We start from the raw sequence: 25,645 nt of genomic DNA, 5'->3' as shown, positions 1-25,645 counted from the left end.
CGTTAGGTGGCGCAATGTGGATAGGATCGCGCCATGCGGCCGGCCGGGACATTGATCGTCATCCTGTTGGCCCTCGTCGCCGGCTGCGGCGACCCGGTCGAGCAGTCCGGCGCGAAACTGTGGAAGGTCCCGGCAACTCCCGCCCCGGGCGAGCGCTGGCCGGGCCGCATCGAGGTCGACCGGGCGACCGGCACGATCACGGCGGCCGGCTTCAACGACCTGATCGACCGCTCATCCCCGAGCTGGGCGGCAGCACCCGACACCGCCGCGGCGGAACTGCTGGGCCTGAACGGCCCGTTCGACGGCCGCCCCGAGATCCGCCTGCTCCTGGAGCCGGATCGCGACAAGACGGTCGTGACCGCAACGATGTCCCGGCTGGGCGACGACTCGGTCGCCGCCGAGCGCTACCGCGTCGTGCTCACCCCCGGCCAAGGCGGCAGCTACCGATTCAGCTCGGGCGCCCGAACCGTCAAGTGCCAGTCCGGCCGAGGCCACCAGGACTTCGCGCTCGGCACCTGCTCCTAGATGTCGTCCTGATCGTCGAGCCTGCCGGTCCCGGTCTCGCGGTGATCACTGCTGTTGGTCGGCGGGGGCCGGGACCTGGACGGCCACGAGGAGACGGCGTACGGCTTCCGGATCACCGCTCATGGCGGCGCCGGTGTCCATCAGCCCGCGTAGGTCGGCGTTGCCGAAGGCGGCGAGAAGGGCGTCTGTCTTGGTGGTCAGGGCAGCGTCCGGCTCGAGTGGCGGCTCGTGAAAGACCTCGGCGACGGCGCTCGTGAGGTGGACGCCGAACACCCCCGCCGAACCGCGGTCGTCCAGTTCGATCCGGAGAGTCGCGGGTCGTCCCGGCGCCGGGACGTAATAGGTGCGGATGGTCAACATGGCGCTGTCCACGCTCACGAACTGCTGTTCCGCCGTACGGGGAGCGGCCAGCGCCCAGGTGCCGAGCGCGATGACGATCGGTTCGAGGCTGCGCCCCCACGGGGTCAGTTCGTAAACCCGCGCGGCGCCGGGCGGCGGGAGTTGCCGGCGGTTGATGACGCCCACGTCGGTCAGTTCGCGCAGCCGGTCGGACAGCGCGTTCGGGCTTGCGGCCGGCAGGGCCTGCTGGAGATCGGTGAATCGTTTCGGCCCGAGCAACAGCTCGCGGACCAGGAGCAGTGACCACCGTTCGCCCACGATGTCGAGGCCGCGCGCGATGCCGCAGGCCTGCCGATAGCCCCGCTGAACCGGCACGGGCCACCTCCAATGCTTGCTGGGTAATAGTTCAAGCTACTAGGGTCATAGTAACTAGTCGAGGAGGTGCTCATGCGTCCGTCACCCCCGGTCGCCGATCGCGAGGCCTGGCAGGAGCAGCTGGATGATCTCCGAAGCCGTGAGAAAGCACATACGCGTGAAGGCGACGCCATCGCAGCGGCCCGGCGACGACTGCCGATGGTCGAGGTCGACCCGGCCGCCGTTCTCGTGGGCGCCGATGGTCCGGTCCCTCTGCTCGACGTCTTCGAGGGGAGGTCTCAACTCATCGCGTCGTACCACATGTGGCACACGGGCAGCCCGGCCGCCGACCAATGCGAAGGTTGTACCTTCTTCACCGGTCAGGTCCTCGAGTTGTCCTACCTGCACTCGCGCGACGTCACGTTCGCGGTCTTCTGCCAGGGACCGTTCGAGGAGTCGTCACGCTACCGCGACTTCATGGGCTGGCAGGCGCCTTGGTACGCGGTGCCCGCACAGTCGCTGGAGTCCCTCGTCGCGGGGCGCGCGTTCGGGATGAAGGCGTGTTACCTGCGCCGCGGTGACCAGGTCTTCGAAACCTACTGGACCACCGGACGCGGCGTCGAGCCGATGGCGCCGTCGTACGGTCTTCTCGACATGACCGTCTACGGCCGACAGGAAAGCTGGGAGGTGTCACCTGACGATTGGCCGCAACGCTTCCGGACCGACGGTGACCAGTTCCGGCTCAACGGTCGGCCGACATCGCAATGGACACGCCTCGCCGCCGGCTGTCACGACGGTTTGGGCGGCGTTGAGGCCGGCCCTCGGGAGCGCCACTGCCATTGAACTTTCTTCTATTTCCCCGCGATCAGACGCTGGGCCAGGGCCGGGTTGAAGACGCCGGCTTTGGTGGTGGGGGCGACGCCGCATTTGCCGTCGGAGTTGCCCGGGTTGGAGATCCAGAGTTGCAGCGCCGCCGGGTTCGCCGTCGAGCGCTTGCCCAGTTTGCGGCCGCCGGGATTGCACCACTGGCCGTTGCTGCCGTTGCCGTTGCGGCTGGTGTCTATGACGTACCCGGCTGATCGGTGCAGTGCGGTCTTGACCTGTTGGGCGTAGCGCTGGGACTCGGTCGTGCCGATGAAGTTGGAGACGTTTACCGCGAAGCCGTGGGCCTGCGCGACACCGGCCGAGAGGAGGCGTTCGGCCATCGTCGCCGGGCCGGTCCAGTTGGCGTGGCCGGCGTCGATGTAGGTCCACGTGTTCGGGGCCTTCGCCGCCAGCGTCCGGGTGGCGGCGTTGAGCAGGCTGAGCCGGGTGGTGATCTGGGTCGTGGTCATGCAGCTGAAGTCGCCGAGCGCGTCCGGTTCGAGGATGACGATCGCCGGGCGGGTGCCGATCGCGGTGGCGAAGGTGGAGATCCACTTCTGGTAGCTCGCCGAGCTGGCCGCCCCGCCCGCCGACTGTGCGCCGCAGGCGTCGCGGCCGGGCAGGTTGTAGGCGACCAGGACCGGCAGCTTGCCGGCGATCCGGGCGGACCGGGTGTAGTTCGTGACGGCTTTGCCCAGGTCGGCGTCGCTGGTGCCGGTGAACCAGTGCGCCATCGGCTGCCGGCTGATCGCGGTCCGGATCGCGGCTGCCCGGGTCTCCGACGGGTTTGCGGCGACCCAGCGGGCGGCCGGCAGTTGCGGGTCGACGAACAGCCCGTCGGTCATGCTCAGCGGGTTGCCGCCGGTCTGCAGCGCAACCTCGGCATCCACCACTGCCTGCGTGTCGGCGACGGTTTCGCGCACCGGGCCGGCGGTGCCGACCGACAGCAACTGCGCGGCGACAACCGAGGCCACGAGGAAAACAGCCGCGCTCGGTCTTCTCACGCCCTGCCAGGTCGGCCGGCCGGACCCGGACCTGAGGAAATCAGGCGCAGTTCATGCACCAGCGGGCGAACGGCCGCGCGACCAGCCGATCGGCGGCGATCGGCTGACCGCACCGCTCGCAGACGCCGTAGCTCCCCGCGTCCAACCGGCGCAGCGCGTCGTCGACCTCGGTGATCCGCGCCCGCACGGCGGCCAGCAGCGCGGTCAGCTGGGCGCGTTCGAAGCCGATGGTGGCGCCCTCCGGGTCGTGCTCGTCGTCGGCGTTCGAGTCCCGGGAGGCGGTGAACAGCGCTTCCAGGTCCCCGGCCAGCGTCGCCTCCTCGGCCCGCGCGCCCGCGCGCAGCCGCAGCAGCTCATCCCGGACCATCTCCGCAGCTTAACGACCGCGGATTGGGAAACCGGTTCGAGCGCCTTGCCGCCGCGAGGCAGGATCGGCCCATGAAGGTGCATGAGCGGATCGACGGCCGGCTTCGGGTCTTCATCGAGGCGCAGCCGATGTTCTTCGTGGCCACCGCGCCGAGCGGGCCGGGCGGGCACGTCAACGTCTCACCCAAGGGCATGGGCGGTACGTTCGTGGTGCTCGGCGAGCACCGGGTCGCCTACCTCGACTATCACGGCAGCGGCGCGGAGACGACCGCCCACCTCGATGAGAACGGCCGGATCACGGTGATGTTCTGCGCTTTCCAGGGCCCGCCGAACATCGTCCGGCTCTACGGTCAGGGCCGCATGATCCCGGTCACCGCGGCGGAGTTCCCGGAGCTGCTGAGCCTGTTCCCGGCCCCGCCGGACACCCACGGCGTCCGCTCGGTGATCGACGTCGCGGTCGACCGGATCACCGACTCGTGCGGTTACTCGGTTCCCCTGATGTCCTACGAGGGCGACCGCGACCTGCTGATCCGCGCCCACGAGCGCCGCACCGACGCCGACCTGGCCGAATACCGCCGGGTGAAGAACGGCGTCAGCATCGACGGCCGTCCGATCTTCGCCGAGGCAACAGACAAGTCCACCCCGCAGCGGTACGCCGATGCCCGTCCCGCGTCGCCCGACCTCTAGCCGCTCACTCGATGGGACGCGGGGTCCACCAAGTGGGCACCGTTCCCACAGAGCGAATGATCGTCCCGCCTAATGGCTGGAGGTCCCGCATTGCGGACAGCGGCGCTGCGCAATTCCCCCAAAACATGGCTTCTCGCCAGCGGAGATCTCGATGTTGGTGAGTTCCTGCGAACTCCTAGCAGCAAGTTCCCTAGATCCACACTGGACCGGCGAAATGTGCGGGCGCGGTCCGCGGGCGCGGCGGGGGCGGCGGGAGCGGGGGCGGCGGGAGCGGGCGCGGCGGGAGCGGGCGCGGCGGGAGCGGGCAGCGTGGGCGGTCGCGGCGGGGACGGGCAGCGTGGGCGGTCGCGGCGGGGACGGGCAGCGTGGGCGGGCGCGGCGGGCACGGGCGCGGCGGGCACGGGCGCGGCGGGCACGGGCGCGGCGGGGACGGGCAGCGCGGGCGGTCGCGGCGGGGACGGGCAGCGCGGGCGGTCGCGGCGGGCACGGGCAGCGCGGGCGGTCGCGGCGGGCACGGGCAGCGGAGGCGCCCGCTGTCCGGGCCGGCTCACCAGCGGTGGTCGTCCATGGCGGGGTCTCGGGTCGCCCAGTGGCGTCGGGGCTGCACCAGAAGCAGCGCCATGATGATCTGCACGCCGGCCGCCACCCCGACATCCCGGGCCGAGACGCCGGCGGACAGCATCAGTCCCAGCGGCGCGGCGAAGAAGAGCAGGGCCACGGCGCGGTACCAGTACCACGGCAGATCGGCCAGCACGCGCAGCAAGCCCAGGCAGGTGCCGAAGCCGGCCGTCAGCAGGGCGAAGACCGGCGCGCCCCAAGCCAGCGCGAAGAGCAGGCCGCCGACGCCGTCGTGCCAGGTCAGGGCGAGTGCGGTGGCGCTCAGGGCGAGATAGGCCGCGGCGTGCAGCAGGATCCACCGGCCGGCCGGCAGCTCCTCGGCCCAGCCTCGCAACGCATTGACGCTCACGATCTGATCCTACGAGTCGGTTGGCCGCGGACCAGGTCGTCGTGGATCTGCCAGCGAGCCGTGACCGCCGCCTGGGCCGAGGCCTCGTTGCCCCGGGCGATCTTGTCGCGCAGCAGTTCGACGGCGAGGCGGCGGTTCTGGCTCAGGTGGCGTTCGGTGTCGACGACCACGGTCAGGCCGGTGGGGCGATGCGTGGCGCGGACCGCGGTGCTGGCCTTGTTGCGGTGCTGGCCGCCCGGGCCGCCGGTGCGGCAGGGCACGAAGTCGACATCGTCCTCGGCGAAGTGCGTCCGTGGCACGGTCAGCGAGACCGGCTGCGAGATCACAAACCAGTTCTTACGACCCACCTTGCGGTACGGGCTGGGCGCCTGCCAGCACAGCGTGCCGGTCCAGCCGGCGGCGAACTCGGCCGCGCCCGGCCCGTCGATGCGCAGCAGCACCGAACGGTAGGTGCCGAGCCGCTCGCCGGGCACCGACTCGACCCGGGTCACGGCGAGCCGGGCGGACTCGATCGGGGTCGCGGCGAGCCGGGCGGACTCGATCGGGGTCGCGGCGAGCCGGGCGGACTCGATCGGGGTCGCGGCGAGCCGGGCGGACTCGCCCCGGGGCGAGTCCGGGTCGGCCGCCGACGATTCCAGGTGGGCCACGAGACCGGCCACCGCCCACGCGCACTCCTGCGGGCCGCGGCCCGCCGACAGCAGCAGATGCACGGTCATCGGCGCGGCCCTCGATCCGCCGTCTTGTAGGTGACCAGCGGGACCGTCTCGGCGATCGGGGTGGCCAGGCCGAACGACGTCAGGTCGTCGATCACCTGCTCGATCTTCTTGTACGCCGTCGGCGCCTCCTCGAACAGCAACTGCCGGTCGCCGCACACGACCAGCGAACCCAGCGGGGTGCGGCGAAGCTCCTCGACGGTGTGCTTGGCCTTGCCGCGGCGCAGCGCGTCGGACCGGGACATCTTGCGACCGGCCCCGTGCGCCACCGACCAGCCCGCCTCCGGCCCGGCATGCCCCCGGACCAGGTAGGACCGGGTGCCGCGGGTGCCGGCGACGAGCACGTCCCGTCCGTCGCCGTTGGCCGCGCCCTTGCGGTGCAGATAGCCGCCGTCGCGCCACTCCACCGAGTTGTGGCACTCGTCGACGATCGGGTCGGCGGGTGTGGCGCCCAGGGCGTAGGCGACGCGCGCGGCCATCAGGCGCCGGTTGAGCGATCCCCACCGTACGGCCTCGTCATGGGCTTTCAGGTAGTCGGCCGGAGAGGCCGCCGGGCCGGCGCCGTGCTGCGAGGTGTGGTCGCGCAGAATGCTCTCGCCGAGGCCCCGCGAGCCACTGTGGACGATCAGCACCAGACCGCCGGTGGAGAGGCGAGCGAGCTCGACGAAGTGGTTGCCGCGCCCGACCGTGCCGATGCCCTCCAGGTGGCCCAGCGGCACGTCCCGGCCGACGAAGTCCCACGCCGGGTCGTCGTCGGCGGGGGAGCGGTCGAGGTCGGGGAAGCGGGCGGCCAGTTTCTCCGGCACCGGTCGTTTCAGCGCGATCGGGAACACCGCGATGCCGCAGCCGATGTCGGAGCCGACCAGGAACGGGTAGAGCACGGTGGAATGCATGGCGGCGCCGATCGGGGCACCCTTGCCGGGGTGCAGATCGGGCATGCCGGCCACGTGGAGCATGCCGTCGAGGGCGGCCACCCGGTGGCACTGATCGACGGCGTCGGACTCGATCCAACTGGATGAGGACGCGAAGACGCGAACGGAAGCAGACAAGGCTGAAGCGCTTTCGTGGGAAGAAGAAGGGTCCGGGAGGAAAGCGTCAGCGCGTCATGCCGACCAGGATTCCGCAGTCCTGATCAGGCGGCAATCGAATTAACGATGAGCTCGGCCGCCAGCTCGGAGGGCGTCGCCCCGAGCCAGACCGCATGCAGCGGCCGCACCAGCGACAGCGACGGCACCCGCAGCTCCACCAGCTCGCCTGCGGCAACCGGCCCGGCGGTGGCTCGCGCGCTTACCACCCCGATGCCGCCGCCGGCCCGGGTAGTTGCCAAGATCGTCGTGGTCGAACCAAGGCTGGTCGCATGCGGCAGATCGGGCATCTCACCCAGCGAAGCGACCAAGGCGTTGAGGAACGTGTCGCGCGTGCCCGAGCCCGGCTCCCGCAGGAGCAACGGCTGCGACAGCAGGTCGGCGACACGCAACGAGGCCCGCGACGAAAGGTAACCGGCCGCTACCACCAGGGCGACCCGGTCCGACCCCACCATCCGTGAGCTCAGATCGGCCGGGATGTCCGGCGACTCGACGAACCCGAGGTCGGCATTCCCACCGCGTACCATCTCGCAGACGCCCTGGCTGTTCGCGACCTGAGCGGAGATCTCCAGGTCCGGGTGGGTGCGGCGGAGCGCGAGGAGCCAGGCCGGCAGCATGTACTCGGCGACGGTCAGGCTCGCCGCCACCCGCAACCGGGCCTGCCGGTCGTCACGCAACGTGCGCACCCCGTCGGCGAGATGGTGCGCGGCGTCCACCACCTGCTGCGTCCAGACGGCTACCGCCTGCCCGGCCGGCGTGAGCAGGCTGCCGCGCCGCGAGCGCACCAGCAGCGGCACCCCGAGACGCCGTTCGAGCCGGGCGAGGCGCTCGCTGGCGGTCGGCTGGCTGATGCCGTGCCGCTGGGCGGCCCGCCCGACGCTGCCGGTCTCGGCAACCGAGAGGAGAAGGTCGAGGGCGGGCAGGTCACTGATCCACGGCGGCAGGGGCATCGGGGCCGAGTTTACGCGAGTTGTTGCAGGCCAAGGCTGGTGGCCGCGACGGCGATCCACAGCACGAGCCCGAGCAGCAGCGGTCGCGGCCCGGCCCGGCGAAGGGCGGCGACATCGGTGGAGAGGCCGACGGCGGCGAGGGCAACGGCGACGCAGAGCGTCGCCACCCAGTGAATGACCGGCTGCAGAGAGCCTGGCACGGGAAGGGCAGCCATGCCCACGAACGCGATCAGGAACCACGGCACGAGACTGCCGCGGCTTCCGCCCCGGCGGCGGGCGAGAACCAGGACCACCGGCACGATCATGAGGGTACGGACGAGCTTCACCACAACCGCATGATCGGCCGCCGCGGGACCGTATCCGGTGGCCGCGGCGACGACCGCGCTGGTGTCGTTGACGGCCGTCCCGGCGAACAGCCCGAACGCCTGCTGACTGAGCCCCAGCAGGTGCCCGAGCGGCGGAAACACGACCACGGCCGCCACGTTGAACAGGAAGATCGTCGAGATCGCGTACGCCACGTCGTCGCTGCGTGCCCGGATCGCCGGGGTGACCGCCGCGATCGCCGAGGCCCCGCAGATGCCGGTGCCGACCCCGATCAACGTGCGCAGATCGCCCGGCACCCCGAGCCGGCGACCGGCGAGCCAGGCCAGTCCGAGGCAGACCGCAAGCGTCCCGGCCATGACCGGCAGCGATCCGGCCCCGACGCTCACCACCTCGCCGAGCGACAGTTGCGCGCCGAGCAGCACGACCGACGCCTTCAGGACCGGCCCCTTGGCCAGCTCGAGCGTCTTCGTGCCGGGTCGCCGGAAGCGGCTCAGCAGCATCCCGCCGACCACCGCGAACAGCGGAACGCCCAGCACCGGCACGAGCTTGCCGCACAGCACGGCGGCCATCCCCAGCACGACAACGATCACGCTGTTCAGCGTCCGGTGCGCGAGGCGCGCCCGGTAGCGACCAACTGCCGGGCGCGGTCATAGGCAATCCCTATGACACGGGTTTGTCGAGGACCACCCCGAAGAGATCACGGTAGGCGGCGAGCAGGTCGGCGTCGCTGTCCAGCGTCGTCTCGGTCCGGCTGCCTGATGACGTACGGATGAGCTTGCGTCCCGAGATCGTGATGCGCCCGTCCCCGTCGAGCCGCGTGCACACGGTGCCGTTCCGGAAATGCGACCCCGGCCAGGTCTGCTGCCACCAGCAGGCCGGCTCGAAATCCCCGAGCTCGCGGGCCTGCACCTCGATCTGGTGCACCGGCTTCCCGTCCCGGCTGACCAGCAGATCTCCCGCCGCGGTCTCGGCGACGGTGAAAACCCCGCCGGGGTCCTTCTGCTCGCCTCGGTCACTGACCTTCAGCGGGTACGTCGAGTGGCTGCCGAAGCCGACGTCGAACAGCCACCGCTCACCGTCGTGATCGGTCACGATCAGAGCCAGGTGATCGAAGATCGGCCCGAACCGCTCCCCGCCGTACACCCGCACCCCGACTCGGGCGACGCCGTATCCGAGTTCTTCGAGCACGATCGCCATCGCGCCGTTGAGCTCGTAGCAGAAGCCGCCGCGCCGACGCCGTACCACCTTGTCGAAAAGATCTTCGGGGTGGAGCGAGATCGTCTCACCGAGGTGGATGCTGAGGTTCTCGAAGGGCACCGTCTCCTGGTGGGCGCGGTGCAGCTCGGCCAGGGAGGATGAGCGCCCGGCCCCGATCCGGTCGAGGTATGCGTCGATGTCCATGTCGTGAACCATGCGACCTCGACCCGGCTTCAGGTCAAGTGCACATGATGCGACGTTTCCGCTGGTACCCCTGGCCTGCGCGGGTCCGATATCCTGCGGGCTCAGGGATTTATCACCCCGCTCGGCGAAAAGAGAAGCTGTGTCCGAACCGCACACTCCTCTCCTCGATGCGCTTCTCCAGGTGCCGGGTCTCGAGAGCCGCTCCATTCGCGACGACCGGGTCGCCGAGCTGAGCAACACCCTGACTCGCGATCTCGCGTTCACCCGCTCCGACGACGCCCGCGAAGACCTGGCCGCCCTGCTGCACGAGCTGGTCGACGCGCCCGCCGACCTGCGGATCCTCGGTGAGATCCTGGCCCTGCGGCACCCGGGCGACGCCGCGCAGCGCTTCGCCGAGCTGACCATGTCCCGCCTCTATGCGCCCCGCCGGCACGTCTACCGGCCCGAGGAGCGCATCGTCGGGGAGATCCCGATCCGCAACCGCAACTTCACCGGCCGGGTGGAGCTGCTCGAACGGCTCGGCGCGGCCCTCGACGTGGCGCTCGAGCAGGGCATGTCGACGTCGGTGATGCCACCGGCGCTGCGCGGCATGGGCGGCGTCGGCAAGACCCAGCTGGTGAATGAATACGTGCACCGCCACCTCGATCAGTACGACCTGATCTGGTGGATCCCGTCCGAGGAGATCTCGGCGGTGCTGGCCGCCCTTACCCTGCTGGCCCAGCGCCTCGACCTGCCGATCGCCGACGACCAGCAGGAGACCGCCCGCACCCTGCTCAACTGGCTGGCCGGCAGCGACCGCGAGTGGCTGCTGGTCTACGACAACGCCGACGACCCGGCCAGCCTCCTGCCGCTGCTGCCGACGACCGGCGGCCACGTGATCGTGACGACCCGCAACGAGCTGTGGAGCGGCATCGGGGTCGCGATCGAGGTCGACATCTTCCGTCGCGACGAGAGCGTCGAGCTGATCGCCAAACGCACCCTCGACCCGAACGGCAATCCGCCGATCACCGCCGAGGAGGCCGACCAGCTGGCCGACAAGCTCGGCGACCTGCCGCTGGCGCTGGAGCAGGCAGCCGCGTGGTACGTCGCGACCGGCATGCCCATCCCGGAATACCTCCGCCTGCTCGACGACCACATCGAGCTGCTCGACGAGGGCCGCCCGCCGAACTATCCGCGCACGGTCGCGGCCCTGGTCGCGGTCGCGCTGGAAAAGCTGCACAGCATCGACGAGGCGATCGCCCAGCTGTTCGCGCTCTTCGCCTACCTCGGCGGCGACGGCATCCGGCAGTCCCTGCTGAGCCGCGGCCGGATGGCCGACCTGTCCTCGCCGCTCAAGGAAGCGCTCAACAGCCCGGTCCGCAACGGGCAGCTGACCCGCGAGCTGCGCCGCTACGGCCTGGCCAAGACGGTGAGCCGCACCCCGTCGTCGCCGATCCACGCCAGCGCCGACAAGACCTCCCGCCTGCAGGTGCACCGGCTGGTGCAGCGGGTGCTGCGCGACACGCTCGACGCCGAGCAGCGCGAACAGGCCCTGCGCAACGTGCAGAACCTGCTGGCCGCGGCCGCCCCGGGCGACCCCGACGAGATCGGCGAGCTCGACCTGCAGGCCGAGATGGGCCCGCACCTCCGGCCGGCCGACATGATCCACTCAGGCTCGCCGCAGGGCCGGCAGACCGTCCTCGACCACGTCCGCTTCCTCTACATCAGCGGCGACTACGACGGCAGCCGCCTGCTCGCGAAATCCGCCGCCGACGAATGGGCCAAGGCCGGCCCGGGCGCCGACGACATCGGGGTGGACGGCCACGCCACGCTGCTGGCCCTGGCCCACGTGGCCAACGCGACCCGGGCGCTGGGCGACAGCCGCCGGGCGGCCGAGATCCTGCAGGACGCCTACCAGCGGCTGAAGGAGAACGACAAGCTCGGCCCCGAACACGACTACACCGTGGTCACCGGCAACCAGGTCGGCCACGACCTGCGCATCGCCGGCCGCTACCGCGAGGCGCTGGAGTTCGACCGGCAGAGCGTCCTGGCCCACCGGCGCACCTTCGTCGACGAGGACGTCTACATCCTGCGCGCGATGGGCAACCTCGCCGTCGACCACCGCCTGATCGGCGAGTTCGCCACCGCCCTGCGCCTGGACGAGGAGATCGCGTCGCACTACGCCGACTCCGGCGTGGTAAACCCGCAGGTCGTCCACATGCACATCAACGTGGCGCGCGATTACTACGGCCTGGGCCACTACCAGGCCGCCCGCAAGCGCCTCGACGAGTGGATGCCGGCCGCCGAACGGATGCTGGGCAAGGGCCACCCGTCGGTCCTGCTGGCCGAGCGAACCTACGCGATAGCCATGCGCAAGCTGGGCCACCTGCACCCCGACCGGCGGCCCGGCCACGAGCGGCCCGGCGCGCTGGAGCTGATCCGCGAGACCCGCGAGCGCACCGTCCGCAAGTTCGGCGCCGGCCACGAACACGCGGTCGCGGCGAGCATGAGCCTGGCGAACACGCTGCGGCAACTGGGGGAGTACGGCGAGGCCGCGAGCCTGATCGACGAGTCGCTGACCCGTTACCGGAAGGACTTCACGGCCGACCATCCGCTGACCCTGGCCGCCAAGGTCAACCAGGCGGTCCTGCTGCGCGCGACCGGCGAGCCCGACCGGGCCCTGGCCGTCGACCTGACCACGTACACCCGGCTGCAGGACAAACTGGCCGCCGAACACCCCTACACCCTGTGCGCCGGCACGTCGGTCGCGACGGGGTACGCCCTGACCGGCCGCGCGCCCGAGGCACTGGCCCTGTCCGAGCGGATGATGGAGCTGAGTCGCGCGACCGACGCCGAGGGCCTGCGCGCCCGCGGCGGCGCCGACCACCCGTACGTGCTGATGCGCGCCGTCAACCTGGCCCACGACCTGCGCGCCGCCGGCGCCTCGGACCAGGCCGACGCCATGTTCGACGACGCGGTCGGCCGCCTGCAGGCGCTGCTGGGCCCCGACCACCCCGAGGTCCTCCTGGCCACCGACGGCCACCGCCTGGAAGGCGACATCGAACCACCCCCGACCTGAGGGCCCGTTTATTCGCGTGTGCCGGCCGCAATCCGGTTCTAGCGTCTACGGCTGATGCCGACTCCGACTCGCTCCGCGGTGCGGTCCCTGGCCCGGCTGTGGCCGTGGGTGCGCCCGGTCCGCCTGCGCCTGGCCGCAGCCACGGTCCTCGCCGCTGCGGCGTCGGTGCTGGCCCTGCTGATGCCGCTGGTGTTGAAGGGGATCGCCGACGGGCCGGTGGCGCACCGCGACCCGGCCGGGGTGTGGCTCGGCGGCGGGCTGCTGCTGGCGCTGGGCGTGGCCGAGGCCGCGATCTTCGGGGTGCGGCGCCGGTTGGTGGCGCGCCCGCTCGCCGCCATCGAGGCCGGAATGCGGCAGGAGTTCTTCGGCCATGTCCAGCGGCTGCCGGTCGCCGCCCACGAGCGGTGGCCGTCGGGCCAGCTGCTGTCCCGCTGCACGACGGACCTGCAATTGCTGCACGGCTTCCTCGCGGTGGCGCTGCCGTTCCTGGTGGTCAACGCGGTGACGCTGGTGGTGGGATCGGCGCTCCTGCTGGCCCAGCAATGGCTTCTCGGCCTGCTGCTGCTCGCCCCGGTGCCGGTGCTGCTGCCGCTGTGCGCACTGTTGGAAACCCGCTACGCCGCCGCGGCCCGGCAGGCGCAGGACCAGGTCGGTGATGTGACCACCACGGTCCAGGAGTCGATCCTGGGCATCCGCGTCATCACCGGCCTGGGCCGCCGCAGCGACCAGGCCCGCCGGTTCCGGCAGCTGGCCGGCCGCCTTCGGGACACCGAGCTGGGCAAGGCGCGGCTGCTGGCGACCGTGTCGGTGCTGCTGTCGGTGCTGCCGGACCTCGCCCTGGCCGCGGTGCTGATGGTGGGCGTGACAAAGGTGGCCGACGGAACCGTGTCGGCCGGGACCCTGCTCGCGGTCGTCGCGATCGCGGGCGTCCTGAAACCGTCGGTGGACTCCACCGCCGGGCTGCTGGCACTCAGCAACGCGGCCGCCGGCGCCGCCGACCGCTACCTGGAGGTCATGGGCACGCCCGCCGTTGACGAGGTACCGGCCGGACCCGTCGCCCGACGCGGCCGGGGTCCGGCCGGGCTGGTGTTCGACCGGGTCCGGTTCCGCTACCCCGGCTCGCCGCGCATCCTCGACGAGTTCAGCCTGCGGATCGAGCCGGGCGAGAGCGTGGCACTGGTCGGCGCCACCGGCAGCGGCAAGAGCACGGTGGCGGCGCTGGTGCCGCGCCTGTACGAGCCGGCCGCGGGCCGGATCCGGCTCGACGGAACCGACATCGCCACCATGTCCCGCGACGAGCTGCGCGGCCTGGTCGCCGTCGCGTTCCAGGAGCCCACCCTGTTCTCGGCCGGCATCGCCGACAACGTGCTGATGGGCTCCCGCTCGACCGGCGCCGCGGAGTTGGACCGGGCGTTACGCATCGCCCAGGCCGACGAGTTCGTGCGCGCGCTGCCCGAGGGCGCCGGCACCCGCCTCGGCGAGCAGGGCATGACCCTGTCGGGCGGGCAGCGTCAGCGGCTGGCACTGGCCCGGGCGGTCGCCGCCCGGCCCCGGCTGATGGTGCTCGACGATCCGCTGTCAGCCCTCGACATCGACACCGAGGCGCTGATCGAGGCCGCGCTGCGCCGGGTCCTGGCCACCACGACGGCGCTGATCGTGGCGCACCGGCCGTCGACCGCGCTGCTCGCCGACCGGGTCGCCCTGCTGTCCGGTGGCCGGATCGCCGCCACCGGAACGCATCACGAACTGCTGCGAACCAACCGGGAGTACGCGGAGCTGATGACGCCGGTGACGGCCCGTTGACCGCGGCGGCGCTGCTGAGGTCGTTGCTGCGGCCGCACGCCCGGCGCATCGGCCTGGCCGTCGCCGTCCTCCTGGTCCGGCAGGCCGCGCAGCAGGCGGGCCCGTTGCTGGTGGCCTACGCCTTCGACCGGGCCGTGCCCGCCCTGCGCGCGCACCACACCGGCCCGCTGATCGCCGTGGCCGCCGGCTACCTGCTGTGCGCGGCGATATCCGGCGCCGCCCAATTCCGGTTCGTGACCGCCTCCGCCCGCGTCGGGCAGGACGTGCTCGCCGACCTCCGGGACCGCATCTTCGTCCACGCGCAGAGACTGGACCTCGCCTTCCACGACCAGCACGCTTCCGGGCGGCTCACCTCTCGCGCTACCAGCGACGTGGAGGCCCTCCGCGAACTGCTCGACGGCAGCATCGAACAGATCGTGACCGCCGGCCTGTCCACCGTGGTCATCACCGCCACGCTGCTCTATCTGGACTGGCCACTGGGCGCCGCGGCCCTGGCCGTCATCGTGCCGCTGTTCGCCACGATGCGTTCCTTCCGCCGCCGCTCGGCGCCCGTCTACACCCACCGGTCAGACGCGCTCGCCATGCTCGCCAGCAGGGCCGCCGAGACGTTCGCCGGCATCCGCGCCGTCCAGACGCTGTGCCAGGAACGAGCCAACGACGTGGCCTTCGCCGGCCTGAACGCTAAACACGAGCGCTTCAACGGCGCCGCCGGCCTGGAGATGGCCCGCTACGTCACCGCCTCCCGGCTGGTCGCCAACATCGCGGTAGCCGCCCTGGTGCTGGCCGGCGCCGCCCAGGTCGCTGCCGGCGACGTCGAGCTCGGCATCTTCGCCGCGGTCGTGCTGAACCTGCGCCGCCTCTACGACGAACCGCTCCGGCTCGGCGGCGTCCTGGATGCCTACCATTCGGCGTCGGCCTCCCTCCGGGCGATCGCCGCCATCCTGACCCGGCAACCCACCGTCGCGGAGCCGGCCCACCCGGCCCGCCTGCCCGCTGGGCAACTGGGCCGTCCGGTGTGCTTCGAAGGGGTCAGCTTCGGCTACCACCCTGGCACGACTGTGCTGCCCGGCCTGGACCTGGCGATTCCCGCAGGACAGATCGTGGCGCTCGTCGGTGCCACCGGTTCCGGCAAGTCCACCCTGGTCAAGCTGCTGGCGCGACTCTACGACCCGACCGGCGGCCGGATCCTCCTGGACGGGGTCGATCTGCGCGCCCTGCCCACCGACGACCTGCACCGCACCGTGGCGCTGATGCCCCAGGAAGCCTTCCTGTTCACCGCGACCGTCGCCGACAACATCGCCCTGGGCCACCCAGGCGTCAGCCGTTCCGACATCGAGGCGGCCGCGACCGCCGTGGGCGCGCACCGTTTCATCGCCGCCCTGCCGAACGGCTACGACACCCACCTGAGCGGCCGCCTGTCCGCCGGCCAGCGGCAGTTGATCGCGCTGTCCCGGGTTCTGATAGCCAACCCGTCGGTCATGATCCTCGACGAGGCGACATCCTCACTGGACATCCTCACTGAACGCCAGATCCACCACGCCATGCGTACGGCGCTGGTCGGCCGCACCGCCCTGATCATCGCCCACCGGCCGTCCACGATCGACATCGCCGACCGAGTCCTCGTCATGTCCGGCGGCCAGATCATCGAAGACACGACGCCGCGCCGCTGGGCCCGGCACACCGTCCATTAGGTGCACTCGGGTCCTCTCCGGCTCGGGTCAGCTCGCACGGCGGGCGATGCCTAGGGCCAGGGCGGCGATCGCGGCGGCGCCGAAGGCGGCGAGGAAGCGTTCGAACAGGCCGGTCAGGCCGGCGGGAGCGTTGACGAAGGCGAACAGCAGAACAGCGAAGCCGACGCCGACGCTGCGGAATGGCCACGCCCAGCGCTGCCAGCCGGGCGCGCGTTTCATGGCCGCGGCCAGCACAAGGACCGCGGCGATGAAAAGCAGGATGCCGGTCGGGGTGATCATGGTGTCGATCTTGCCGCCGAGGTTGGCCCGCTGGTCGGGCCCGGTGCAGCCCGGGTCGGCCAGGCGGCAGCCCTGTCGTTCGGCGCCGGCGAGCACGTCGCCGACGCCGAAGATGGACAGGGTCAACAGGACGGCGCCGACAGTGGCGGTGCGGCCGCCCGGGCGCAGGGCCGGGCGCACCGCCAGCCAGGCGAACAGGATCGTGGCCAGGCCGCACAGGGTGAACACGACGATGAGCACCATGGCGGCCGGTGCGCCGACGGCCAGCATGTCGCTGATGGTGTGCTCCATCGGGTGGTAACCGCTGCCCTGCCAGACGGCCGCGAGCAGCCAGCTCGCCACGAACAGCACCTGGGCGAGGAACCCCACCCACGCCCACCGGCGCACCCGATCCCCGATCATCTGAGCATTCTAGAGACGATTGCCGATGCCCTTGTCAGATGGTGAAACCACCGTTCACGTTGATCGTGGCTCCGGTGAGGTAACGGCACTCCGGGCCGGCCAGGAATACCACCGCGGCCGCTACGTCGGCCGGCGCCGCGTAATGGCCGAGGGCGGTGAGTCCGTTGATGGTGTCGGCGTTCGGACCGTCGGCAGGGTGGCGTTGTTGACCAGGATGTCCAACCGGCCGACCTCATCGAGAGCCCGATCGACCGCCTCGGCAACCGCGGCCGGGTCGGCGCTGTCCGGCTGTCCGGCGGTGATCGGACGGGGCGTTCCGCCTGGTGAGCGGCCGGTCACTACGCCGGCTTGGCCTGGTTGGTGACGCTGCCAGGTTTTGTGGAGCTCAGGCCGTCGAGGGTCACGGCGACCAGGCGGCTGACGCCGTCGTGGCCGGCGATCGCGCCGGCGGCGGTCAGGGCGTGCAAGCAGTAGGCGGCCAGCTCCGCGGCGGTGAGGTCCTGGCGCACGTCGCCGGCCTGGACGGCCCGGTCGAGCAGGCTTTCGAGGAACTCGCGGAGTCGCTGCTGGGCGGACGCGACATGCTCGCCGCGGTGCAGCAGAGTGGCGAGTTCACCACCGGCGTGGCGGGCGGACTGGTGCTGGATGTGCGCGTACGTCTGCAGGGCCGCCTCCAGACGCACGACGGCCGCCGCCGCGGGATCGTCGGCGGCGATCAGCTGGTCCAGATGCGCGGTGACCTGGCGCTCGTGCCAGGCCGTCAGCACGGCCTGGGCGTCGGGGAAGTATTTGTACAGCGTCGCCCGGCCGATCCCGGCCTTCGCCGCGATCTGCGACATCGTCAACGCGACCAGACCATGCTCGGCCACCAGCGCGGCGAGCGCGTCCATCGCGGCGTCCCGCACCGCCGCGCGGTGCGCGTCGATCGTCTCGGTCCACAGCTTCGGCACGCGATTATCCTACATGCCGTCACGAGGCCAACAACTCGTCATTGACGTAGACAGAGTGTCTCGATAAATTGCGGAGGTCAGCCAACTACCAAGGAACGCGATGCCGACTTCGTACGCACGGATCCCGACCGACCGGGCCGGCCGCTACCTCGTCCAGTTCTGCCGGCACGCCGCCGCGATCGGCTCGGGCGGCCACACCCCTCGCATGCACCTGGCTGCGTCGCCCGCCCGCCGGCCAGTGGAGGTGACCGCCGACTGGACCGACACCGCCGGCACGGTTGTCTTCACCGGCTGGGGACAATGCACCCTCACCGCCGACAACAAAGCTCTCGCCCTGCGCATCGACGCCGTCGACGACGACGGCCTGGCCCAGATCCGCGACGTCATCGACCGAGACCTCGAGCGCTTCAGCCGCCGCGACCCCCTGCCCGTCGTCTGGCAGGGTGCCGACCCGGCCGCATCCCCCCAGCGGCAGCGCGGCTTCCTGCGCCGCCACCGGCAGACCGGCCTGCTGAGCCTGGCCGTGGTGCTGGCGGCCGCCCTGCACCTCGGCCTGGCCGGAGCGCTGGTGCGGCACTCATGGTGGAGCAGCGTCGCGTTCGACGCCGTCATCGCGCTCGCCCTGATCAAGATCGCGCTGCTCCGGTGGGCGCGCCAACCGGCCCGGCGCCGCAGAACCGGCACCGAAACACCCGGACCACACTGACCTCAAGCACCTCGGCCCGGACCGAAGCCGCCCAAGTCTCCGCCGGGCGTGAGCGTCGGTCACGACCCGCCAACACGCGCGGACAGTCGGGCACTCCCCGCCCACGGGCGCTCATGCTTCGAGGCGTACGAGGCGGAGCGTATCGGCTGTCACGACCGTGACCTGTCCTGGGACATGCCGCGTGGCAACGACGATGCCGACGATCTCGTCGAGGTCGTTGCGGACCAATCGGCCGGTGAGCGACGGGTCGATATGTTGCATGCTGACCCGGATCGTAGCGGGATGCCCCGCGGCCATGTCCAGGAACTGTTCGATGATTCCGCGCCTCAGCGCATAGCGGTCGCCGGCGATCGTGGGCAGCGTTACCGCGTCGCCGACCTGCAGCGAGGCGCTGTAGCCGAGGCGGGGAACCGTTACCGGAAGCGGGGCTTCTAGCTGGACCACGATCAAGCTGTCGCTGTGCGCGGACGGCTTGGCAATGCCCTCCACGGGAGGTAGGCCGAGAACGGAAACGCGCACGTTGCCGCCGCCGGGGATCCATTCGCGGCTGGTCACCACGAGGTCACCGGCCAAGAGCAGGCCGCTCGCGGTCATGACCGGGCCGCCGGGCGTCGCCACCCTGCTCACCGTGACTGCCGGCGCGAGATCGACGGCCGCTCGGCTCAGCTGCGGATCCGTCGCTCGTGCATCGGCCACTGCCGCGCGGTATGCGCTTACATCCCTGACCTCGGCGAGAGCATGGCGGCGGCGCTCCACGTCGACCGGGTCGGTCAGGCCGGCGGTCCGGGCAACGTCGAGGGCACCTCGGTAGTCGCCTCGGGCATACCGCTGTCGGAACACTTCGGCATGACTCGCGACTGTCTCGACCTGGGCGAGGAGATGGAACCAGGAGAGCAACTCGCCTTCGAGCGACGCCATCTGCTCGGCGGCCGAGCGGAGGACCGTCTCATGCTTCGCCAGTTCGACGAGCTCGGCCTCCAGAGCGGGACCCCACTTTCGGTTGGCCGCGCGCCGCGCCTGGTCGCGTGCTCCGTCGATCCGTTCGGAGGTGTCGCGGACGCGGGTGTTCGTCATGAGTGCCCGGCCGCGAATCTCGCTGAGCGTAAGGGCGGTCTCGGCGTCGAGCCTTGATCCGATGGCTGGATCGAGGCTTTCGATCCGGCGTCGCACCTGTTCCCAAAGGTGGTCCACGCCCGAGCCGACGCCATCGGTCTCGGCCAGCAGATCGATCAGCTGCCGACGCGCCTCCCGCAATGCGGTCGTCAGCTTCTGCTGGGCGGCTACCTGGTCGAGACGCCTGCGCATGTCCTCTGTCTCGCGAGGGGACAACATCGTCGTGTCGGTGATCCGGACGTTCTGGGTTTTCCCTGTTCCCAGATCTCTTGCCGTGACAGTCAGCACGCAGCTCGAGTCGATGGCGAAGGTGATCTCGATCTGGGGGATTCCGCGTGGCGCCGGTGCGATCCCGTCGAGGCTGAACTGGCCGATCAAGGAGTCCGGGTGCAGGTGGCCGTTGTAGACCTCGACGTGCACATTCGTCTGATCATCCTGGTCCGTCGAGAACACCTCGGACCGGCTCAGCGGAATTCTCGCGTCCGCCTCGACCAACTTGCCGAAATGGCGATTCCCCTTGTCGGATATTGCCTTGATCCCCAAAGAGAACGGTGTGACATCCGTCAGCAGGGTTTCGTCGATCTTCCCGTCGAGCACAGCCGCCTGCAGTGCCGCGCCGATGGCAACTGCGGTGCGTGGCTCGAACACCGGTTTCACGGGCATGTCGCCGAAGGCCTCCTGGATGTGCCGCCGAACCAGGGGCGAGTGGGCCGGACCGCCGACCAGGACAAGATGGTCGGCCCCTTCAGGTGGACGGGCGGCAGCACACACCTGGCGGAGCTGTGCCAGCGACGAAGCGATGATGGACTCCAGGTCGTGGCTGGTCAGGGTCACCACCACGTCATGGCTGTTGAACGCGTGCAGCGTGACTTCCGCCTCGCTGCTGGAGGAGAGCTGTATCTTCAGATTCTCCGCTGCGACCTCGAGCCGATGCCTCGCCTCCTTCGTATCCGGCACCACCTCGCCGGCACGCCGCAGTTGCTGCGCCAGCGCTGCGGCGACCTGAACGTCGAAGTCGCGGCTGCCGAGTCGCGTCTGGCCGGCGAGACTCCGCACCTCATAGAACTGGTCCTCCACGTTGAGAAGGCTGATATCGAGCGTGCCGGCGCCGAAGTCCACGATGATCACGCGGCCGGTGATCTGAACACGCTCGAAAGTAGCCGCGATGCAGGCGGCCGTCGGCTCGTGGATCAGCCGCACCAGGTCGACACCGGCGATGAGGCAGGCGTCCCGCGTGGCGTTCTTAGCCTTGATCGGGTAATACGCGGGGATGGTGACAAGGGCCCGAGGACGCATCAGGCGAACGGGATGTTCCCGCAGTGCCCAGTCGAGCCACTCCTCGGTGAAGTCGCCGAGTTCGGTGCTGGAGTATTCGGCGATCTGCTCCCGCACCTGTCCGACCAGCATGGTCTCGACGATCATCCGGCCATGAGCAATCAATCGCGCGGCGACTTCCTCGGGCCGATAGGTCCCCACCAGCCCACCCCCGTACGTCATGTTGGTACCCATGTCGCGTTTGGTGTCGCTGATGGGCTCGCCGCGCAATCGGTTGAACGCGATCTCCTCGCCGCGCAGCCCGACCATCTCGCGGCCCTCGCTGTCGATGCAGAGCGTCGAGGGGAATCCAGCGTCATGGTGCCAGTAGCAGAGGACGGGTCTTTTCTGCTTGGTGTCGTATATCGCGACCATGCAGGTGCTCGTGCCGAGATCGAGCCCCCACGTCGGGGCGAACCGCTTGTCCACCACTTCGGCCGCCTGCTGTGTCCACGCCTGCGCGCGAGCCTCGAACGCCTGCCGAATCCAGCCGTCGACGCGCCGTATGGTCTCGTCGACCTTGGCCCGCAGGGCCACACCGACCTTTTGCTCCCTCAAGAGTCTCCGCAGCTCGCGAAGGGCGGCGGCGTGGCGGCCGTGGTCCTCGATCGCCTGTAGGCAGAGCCGGACCAGGCGGTCGAAGTCGCCGAGCTTGCGCACGGTCTCCACGAACTGCTGGATCTCGATGGCTTGGTCCTGATGTAACTCTCGGAGGCAGTCGGCGGCCTCCGCGTATGCATCAACCTTGAGGTAATTGTCCGCGGCGGACTGCCAGGCGCCGGCCCGCCGGAAGTCCTCGGCCGCGGCGAAGAGGTCGCCGGCGGCGGCTCGGGTGGCGGCGCGCAGGCTTAGGCCCTCAGGGCTGTTGTCGTTCTGGCTGACTCGAACCGCCTCGCCGTACAGGGTCGCTCTCGAGAACAGGCTATGTGCCTTGAGGACATGGCCACCGTCCTCGGCGCGGCGGGCTGCCGTGGCGAGCTCGCCAGCAGCCTCCTCGAACCGGCACCATTTCAGATAGACGTCGGGCCGGCTCGGCTCGGCGGTCCTGCGCAATCGTTGCCCGAACCATTGCCTCGCCTCGGCCAGCAGGGCCTCCCGCACCAGATCGACCTCGGCGGCCGGCCCGGCCTGGCCTCCAGATGCCAGACCTGTACGCAGCAGCTCGACGAATTCGGCGGCCGGGACATACTCATGTCGTTCGGCCCAGGAGTGGACCGCGACGAGGCACGGCTGCACCAAGGCCAGGAGCGTCTCGATGCCGGTCGGCGGGCACGCCCGGAGCGCGGCCGCGTAACGCCCGACGGCGTCGGTCCGACGGCTCTCTCCGTCCAAGATCTCGCCCGCGTGCAACTGAAGGCAAGCGACCACCGCGAGATCGTGGAGCCGCGTCGCCGCATCGATTCCGGCATCGACGACGTCGATATCGAGGCTCGCCAAACACTCGGATGCGAGCCGTTCGACTTGACTGGGCTCCTTCACCAGGACCGCCGCCTCGCGGAGCCGGCCGCGGACCAAGGCGATCTCGAAGGATCGGAACGTTCGCTCGGGTGGTAACCGCTCGAAGAAGGACCGCCAGCGATCGGTGTCACGTCCGAACTCGGCGGCCAGCACCGTCTCGGGAGTCCGGCTGAGCTCGTCGGCGATGCGGTCAAGGGTACGATCCTCGAGCGTGTGGGCGCCGAGGCTCCTGGCCAAGTCGACCACGCTGAACAGCACGTCGAGGTCGGCGCTCGCCACGAGCTCGTCCAGACGGCGTACCTGCCGCGGTGGGAAGGCCCGGCGCAACTCGGCGTCAGGCGGGCGGAGGCGCGGGTCCGTTGTCCAATTGCGGGCCTTCGCGGGCTGATATCGCAGTGCCAGCAGCGTCGCGCGCCGGAACTCGACCGCCCAGGACATCGTGGCCTTCGACGTGGCCGCCGGAAGCGCGCGTTGCTGCCCGGCGCCGGCCGCCCGGCGAAGCGCCCGCTCGGCTCGCTCGACCCGGTAGCTGCTTCCGACGAGCCAGTCCAGGAAGCGGCTTCGCCACGAAGAGCGGACTGGCAGCGCGGCCACGCTGCCATCGCCGGCGGCCTGGGCCGCGATCACCCGATCCGTGGTGTACAGCCCGAGACTGACCGTGGCACAAAGGAAGCTACCGATGCTGGAGACGCTGTCGGTGTCGCCGAGCCCGAGGGTGAAGGTCAGGCCGCCCAGGGCGGAGGCAAGCAGGAAAAAGCCGACGATGAACAGCCTTCTCCGGGGAGCTCGCGACATCTAACCATCATGACGATGAGCGACGATCTTGTCACTGGGTGCCGCCGGCGAGCAACGTGGCTGTGCTGCTCCGACAAAGAGGACGGTCGTAGGGGCGTCAGGCAGCGTTGCGGTTCTGCCAAGCGGCGTAGGTGCGGGCCAGGGCGGCTCGGGCGGCCTCGTCGGCACCGGGCGGGAGGGGCTCGGCCAGCAGGCGGTTCGCAGTCTGGCGGAGGCTGGCTACGAATGTTTCACCGACGGGAGTCAGGGCGCCGGAGTCCTCGACGGCCGTCAGGCCGCGGTCCACCTGCAGGCGGGCCTCGGCGAAGCGGGCCGTGGCCGCCGGGATCTCGGGGCGCAGGCCGCGCCACGTGTCGGCGACGCCGGCGAAAGCGTAGACGCCCTGCAACAGGCCGGCCAGCGGGCGTGGGTCGGTGCGCCACGGGGCGAAGTAGCGGCCCTTGTCGTCCGGGTCGGTCAGCTCGGTGAGGTCCAGGATGGCACTCAGCTTCGAGTGGTGGAACTCGTGCACCAGCGTTACCGCGAAGTCGTGCGGGGTGGGCGGCAGGGTCAGGCCGAAGACGCCGAAGGCGTGCCGGATGGTGGCGCTGCGGGCCGAGCGCGGGTCGAGCTGCTGCAGTGGCACCAGGGTTTCCAGGCCGGCGGCCAGTTCGGCGGCCCGGTCCGGCAGGTGGGTGGCCAGCAGGCGCCAGGCCTCGGTGAAGGAGGTGCGCCAGCGTTCGATCTCGGCGTCGGTGAGGCGGTTGGCCGGGGGCACGTGGTGGCCGTGCCGGTAGGGGTGCAGGTCGTCGAGGCCGATCCGGATCACCTGGCCGTGCGACGACGCGGTCAGGTCGCGGACCGGCAGCCAGCCGCCGGTGGCGGGGCGCAGCCGGCCGTGGGTGGTCGTCACGGTCACCGAGGTGGCGTCGCCGGCCTCGACCGCGCCCACGCCGGGCAGCACCGCGAGCCCGTGGTGGACGGGGATCTCGGCGGAGGCGTCGATGCCGGCCGCGGCGGCCGCCACGATCGCGATGGCGTTCAGGTGTCCGAGGTCGGCCGGGTCCAGCTTGTCCTGCATGGCCGCGCGGCCGGCGATCGCGGCCCAGCCGCCCACCAGCGGGGCGCCGATGATGTCGCGGAAACGGTCCGGCGCGGCGTCCCGGGCCCGGTCCAGCAGGGCGTGGGCGGCCGGGTTCTGGTCCAGGAGGTAGCGGATCAGCATGAGGTGCTTGCTGAACTGTGCCTCGCGCAGTTCGCGCACCGCCTCGACGCCGCCGTCGCCGGTGGCCAGCCGCTCGAACAGGGCGGGGGAGAGCTGGTGAACGGCGATCATGACGAGCTCCCCACGAGCGTGTTCAGGTCGGCGGCGACGCGGTCGTAGACGTGACGGAGGAAGAGTTGCAGGTCGGCGCAGTAGACCGACGGGTTGCGGAAGCCGGCGCCGGGGCGGTAGCGGTGGGCGTAGTGGCCGCCGCCGCAGAACGCGACGGCCGGGCAGGCCAGGCATTCGTCGGACAGGGCGGCCCGGCCGATTTGCCGGGCCACGATCCCGGGATGGTCGAGCGCCGGATCGAAGTCGTCGCGAAGGACGTTGAGCCCGGTGGCGCAGGCGCCCGGGTAGGCGCTCTTCAGCGCGTCGACCTGCTCGATGTCGCCGTCCGACTCGACCACGACCACGCCGGAGGGACTCAGGCCGAGCTGTTCGCCGCGGGCGGCGCCGCCGAGCACGAGGGCGATCGCGTCGTCGAACAGCCGGATCCGGACCGGTGACTTCTCGCCGTACCACCGGTCGAAGACCGCGATGAGCCAGTCGGCGACCGGCTCCGGCGGCGGGGCGGCCCAGTTCGCATGGGGCAGCAGCAGGTCGATCGCCGGCGGGGCGAATTCAAGCAGCTGCTGGTAGCAGGCGATCGGGTCGGCGGACGCGTTCACGGTGCACAGCAGACCCCCGTACACCTGCTGATTTTCCGGTTTTTGGAGGAGCGTGAGTCCTCGGGTGACGGCGCCGAAGCTGCCCTTCCCGGAGGGGAAGGAGCGGTGCCGGTCGTGTTCGGCGGGTGTGCCGTCGACGCTGACGCCGACCGCGATGCCGTGCGTCCGCAGGACGGCGAGGGTTCGTTCGGTCAGGAGCACGCCGTTGGTCTGCATGCTGAACTCGACCGGGCAGGGAAGGGTCGAGCGGGCCGCGGTGACCAGCGAGGACAGCCGTGCCGGACCGTACAGCAACGGCTCGCCGCCGTGCAGGACGATGCGGACGCGGGACAGGTCGTGGGTGCGGGCATGGGTGGCGATCCGGGCCAGGGTCGCGTCGCGCACCTCGTCGGACATCGTGCGCGGGCGTTCCCGCCAGCTCTGGTCGGCGTGTTCGTACATGTAGCAGTAGTCGCAGGCCAGGTTGCAGCGTTGGTGGATCTTGAGGACGAACTCCCGGAACGGCACGGGACGATGGCCGCCGGCCCGGAGGGCGGCGACATCCAAGTCGGCGTACGGCCATGGTGCCGCCCGGGAGTCCATG

Annotated in this window: 22 protein-coding genes; 7 read left to right on the top strand and 15 right to left on the bottom strand. The window is 70.8% G+C overall.

What is annotated here, in order from left to right; genetic code table 11:
* Positions 1 to 33: 33 nt before the first annotated feature.
* Entirely contained in the window at positions 34 to 525 is a 492-nt protein-coding gene (locus AB0E90_RS07430; RefSeq protein WP_360400745.1) for a hypothetical protein, read from the top strand.
* 45 nt (positions 526 to 570) lie between these two features.
* On the opposite strand, the gene AB0E90_RS07425 is transcribed toward AB0E90_RS07430, so the two are convergent.
* Positions 571 to 1,239, bottom strand: coding sequence for a helix-turn-helix domain-containing protein (locus AB0E90_RS07425; RefSeq protein WP_360400742.1), 669 nt, complete (start codon positions 1,237 to 1,239; stop codon positions 571 to 573).
* 72 nt (positions 1,240 to 1,311) lie between these two features.
* Here AB0E90_RS07425 and AB0E90_RS07420 point away from each other — a divergent pair, with 72 nt between their 5' ends.
* Entirely contained in the window at positions 1,312 to 2,061 is a 750-nt protein-coding gene (locus AB0E90_RS07420) for a DUF899 family protein (protein WP_360400739.1), read from the top strand.
* 8 nt (positions 2,062 to 2,069) lie between these two features.
* On the opposite strand, the gene AB0E90_RS07415 is transcribed toward AB0E90_RS07420, so the two are convergent.
* Both AB0E90_RS07415 and AB0E90_RS07410 read right to left on the bottom strand, forming a co-directional pair.
* Positions 2,070 to 3,056: a glycoside hydrolase family 6 protein gene (locus AB0E90_RS07415; RefSeq protein ID WP_360400736.1), complete on the bottom strand. Its 987-nt coding sequence runs from the start codon at positions 3,054 to 3,056 to the stop codon at positions 2,070 to 2,072.
* 70 nt (positions 3,057 to 3,126) lie between these two features.
* The gene (locus AB0E90_RS07410; protein ID WP_360400734.1) at positions 3,127 to 3,453 is read right to left on the bottom strand and encodes a TraR/DksA C4-type zinc finger protein; all 327 of its coding nucleotides are present in this window, start codon (positions 3,451 to 3,453) and stop codon (positions 3,127 to 3,129) included.
* Between the two features lie 71 nt (positions 3,454 to 3,524).
* Between AB0E90_RS07410 and AB0E90_RS07405 the strand changes: the two genes are divergently transcribed.
* A complete protein-coding gene (locus tag AB0E90_RS07405) occupies positions 3,525 to 4,139 on the top strand; it encodes a pyridoxamine 5'-phosphate oxidase family protein (protein ID WP_360400731.1) in 615 nt (204 codons plus the stop codon).
* Positions 4,140 to 4,686: 547 nt separating this feature from the next.
* Here AB0E90_RS07405 and AB0E90_RS07400 read toward each other — a convergent pair.
* The 6 genes from AB0E90_RS07400 to AB0E90_RS07375 form a co-directional block, all read right to left on the bottom strand.
* A complete protein-coding gene (locus AB0E90_RS07400) occupies positions 4,687 to 5,106 on the bottom strand; it encodes a hypothetical protein (protein WP_360400728.1) in 420 nt (139 codons plus the stop codon).
* Positions 5,103 to 5,822, bottom strand: coding sequence for a peptide chain release factor-like protein (locus tag AB0E90_RS07395; RefSeq protein WP_360400725.1), 720 nt, complete (start codon positions 5,820 to 5,822; stop codon positions 5,103 to 5,105). Before AB0E90_RS07395 ends, AB0E90_RS07400 begins: the two co-directional genes overlap by 4 nt.
* Positions 5,819 to 6,868: an RNA ligase RtcB family protein gene (locus AB0E90_RS07390; protein WP_360400722.1), complete on the bottom strand. Its 1,050-nt coding sequence runs from the start codon at positions 6,866 to 6,868 to the stop codon at positions 5,819 to 5,821. The genes AB0E90_RS07395 and AB0E90_RS07390 overlap by 4 nt, the downstream gene beginning before the upstream one ends.
* 83 nt (positions 6,869 to 6,951) lie before the next feature.
* On the bottom strand, positions 6,952 to 7,854 hold the full coding sequence (locus tag AB0E90_RS07385) for a LysR family transcriptional regulator (RefSeq protein ID WP_360400719.1): 903 nt from the start codon (positions 7,852 to 7,854) through the stop codon (positions 6,952 to 6,954).
* An 11-nt stretch (positions 7,855 to 7,865) separates the two neighbouring features.
* Entirely contained in the window at positions 7,866 to 8,768 is a 903-nt protein-coding gene (locus AB0E90_RS07380; protein ID WP_360400716.1) for a putative sulfate exporter family transporter, read from the bottom strand.
* Positions 8,769 to 8,838: 70 nt separating this feature from the next.
* A complete protein-coding gene (locus AB0E90_RS07375) occupies positions 8,839 to 9,579 on the bottom strand; it encodes an arylamine N-acetyltransferase (RefSeq protein WP_360400713.1) in 741 nt (246 codons plus the stop codon).
* 139 nt (positions 9,580 to 9,718) lie between these two features.
* On the opposite strand from AB0E90_RS07375, the gene fxsT reads away from it, so the two are divergent.
* The 3 genes from fxsT to AB0E90_RS07360 are packed head-to-tail and all read left to right on the top strand — an operon-like array spanning position 9,719 to position 16,131.
* Entirely contained in the window at positions 9,719 to 12,637 is a 2,919-nt protein-coding gene (fxsT, locus tag AB0E90_RS07370) for an FxSxx-COOH system tetratricopeptide repeat protein (protein ID WP_360400710.1), read from the top strand.
* A 54-nt stretch (positions 12,638 to 12,691) separates the two neighbouring features.
* On the top strand, positions 12,692 to 14,440 hold the full coding sequence (locus AB0E90_RS07365) for an ABC transporter ATP-binding protein (RefSeq protein WP_360400707.1): 1,749 nt from the start codon (positions 12,692 to 12,694) through the stop codon (positions 14,438 to 14,440).
* Entirely contained in the window at positions 14,437 to 16,131 is a 1,695-nt protein-coding gene (locus AB0E90_RS07360; protein ID WP_360400704.1) for an ABC transporter ATP-binding protein, read from the top strand. The genes AB0E90_RS07365 and AB0E90_RS07360 overlap by 4 nt, the downstream gene beginning before the upstream one ends.
* Before the next feature lie 27 nt (positions 16,132 to 16,158).
* On the opposite strand, the gene AB0E90_RS07355 is transcribed toward AB0E90_RS07360, so the two are convergent.
* The 3 genes from AB0E90_RS07355 to AB0E90_RS07345 form a co-directional block, all read right to left on the bottom strand.
* A complete protein-coding gene (locus AB0E90_RS07355) occupies positions 16,159 to 16,812 on the bottom strand; it encodes a DUF998 domain-containing protein (protein WP_360400701.1) in 654 nt (217 codons plus the stop codon).
* 34 nt (positions 16,813 to 16,846) lie between these two features.
* The gene (locus AB0E90_RS07350) at positions 16,847 to 16,981 is read right to left on the bottom strand and encodes an SDR family oxidoreductase (protein WP_360401356.1); all 135 of its coding nucleotides are present in this window, start codon (positions 16,979 to 16,981) and stop codon (positions 16,847 to 16,849) included.
* 169 nt (positions 16,982 to 17,150) lie between these two features.
* Positions 17,151 to 17,762 carry a TetR/AcrR family transcriptional regulator gene (locus AB0E90_RS07345; protein ID WP_360400698.1) on the bottom strand — a complete coding sequence of 204 codons (612 nt, stop codon included), beginning with the start codon at positions 17,760 to 17,762 and terminating at the stop codon, positions 17,151 to 17,153.
* Positions 17,763 to 17,862: 100 nt separating this feature from the next.
* Here AB0E90_RS07345 and AB0E90_RS07340 point away from each other — a divergent pair, with 100 nt between their 5' ends.
* Positions 17,863 to 18,468 carry a DUF2218 domain-containing protein gene (locus AB0E90_RS07340; protein WP_360400695.1) on the top strand — a complete coding sequence of 202 codons (606 nt, stop codon included), beginning with the start codon at positions 17,863 to 17,865 and terminating at the stop codon, positions 18,466 to 18,468.
* Between the two features lie 111 nt (positions 18,469 to 18,579).
* Here the strand turns inward: AB0E90_RS07340 and AB0E90_RS07335 are convergent, their stop codons facing one another.
* From AB0E90_RS07335 to AB0E90_RS07325, 3 genes are all read right to left on the bottom strand, one after another.
* Positions 18,580 to 23,148 carry an Hsp70 family protein gene (locus AB0E90_RS07335; protein WP_360400692.1) on the bottom strand — a complete coding sequence of 1,523 codons (4,569 nt, stop codon included), beginning with the start codon at positions 23,146 to 23,148 and terminating at the stop codon, positions 18,580 to 18,582.
* Between the two features lie 97 nt (positions 23,149 to 23,245).
* A complete protein-coding gene (locus tag AB0E90_RS07330; protein ID WP_360400689.1) occupies positions 23,246 to 24,463 on the bottom strand; it encodes an HEXXH motif domain-containing protein in 1,218 nt (405 codons plus the stop codon).
* Complete coding sequence (locus tag AB0E90_RS07325; protein WP_360400686.1) at positions 24,460 to 25,644, bottom strand: FxsB family cyclophane-forming radical SAM/SPASM peptide maturase; 1,185 nt, start codon at positions 25,642 to 25,644, stop codon at positions 24,460 to 24,462. The genes AB0E90_RS07330 and AB0E90_RS07325 overlap by 4 nt, the downstream gene beginning before the upstream one ends.
* Position 25,645: the final 1 nt, after the last annotated feature.

Origin of the sequence: Actinoplanes sp. NPDC026619 (genome assembly GCF_040638295.1) — a bacterium.
GTDB lineage: Bacteria > Actinomycetota > Actinomycetes > Mycobacteriales > Micromonosporaceae > Actinoplanes.
Note: the sequence above shows the minus strand (reverse complement) of the source record. Positions and strands in the feature narration are given on the sequence as shown.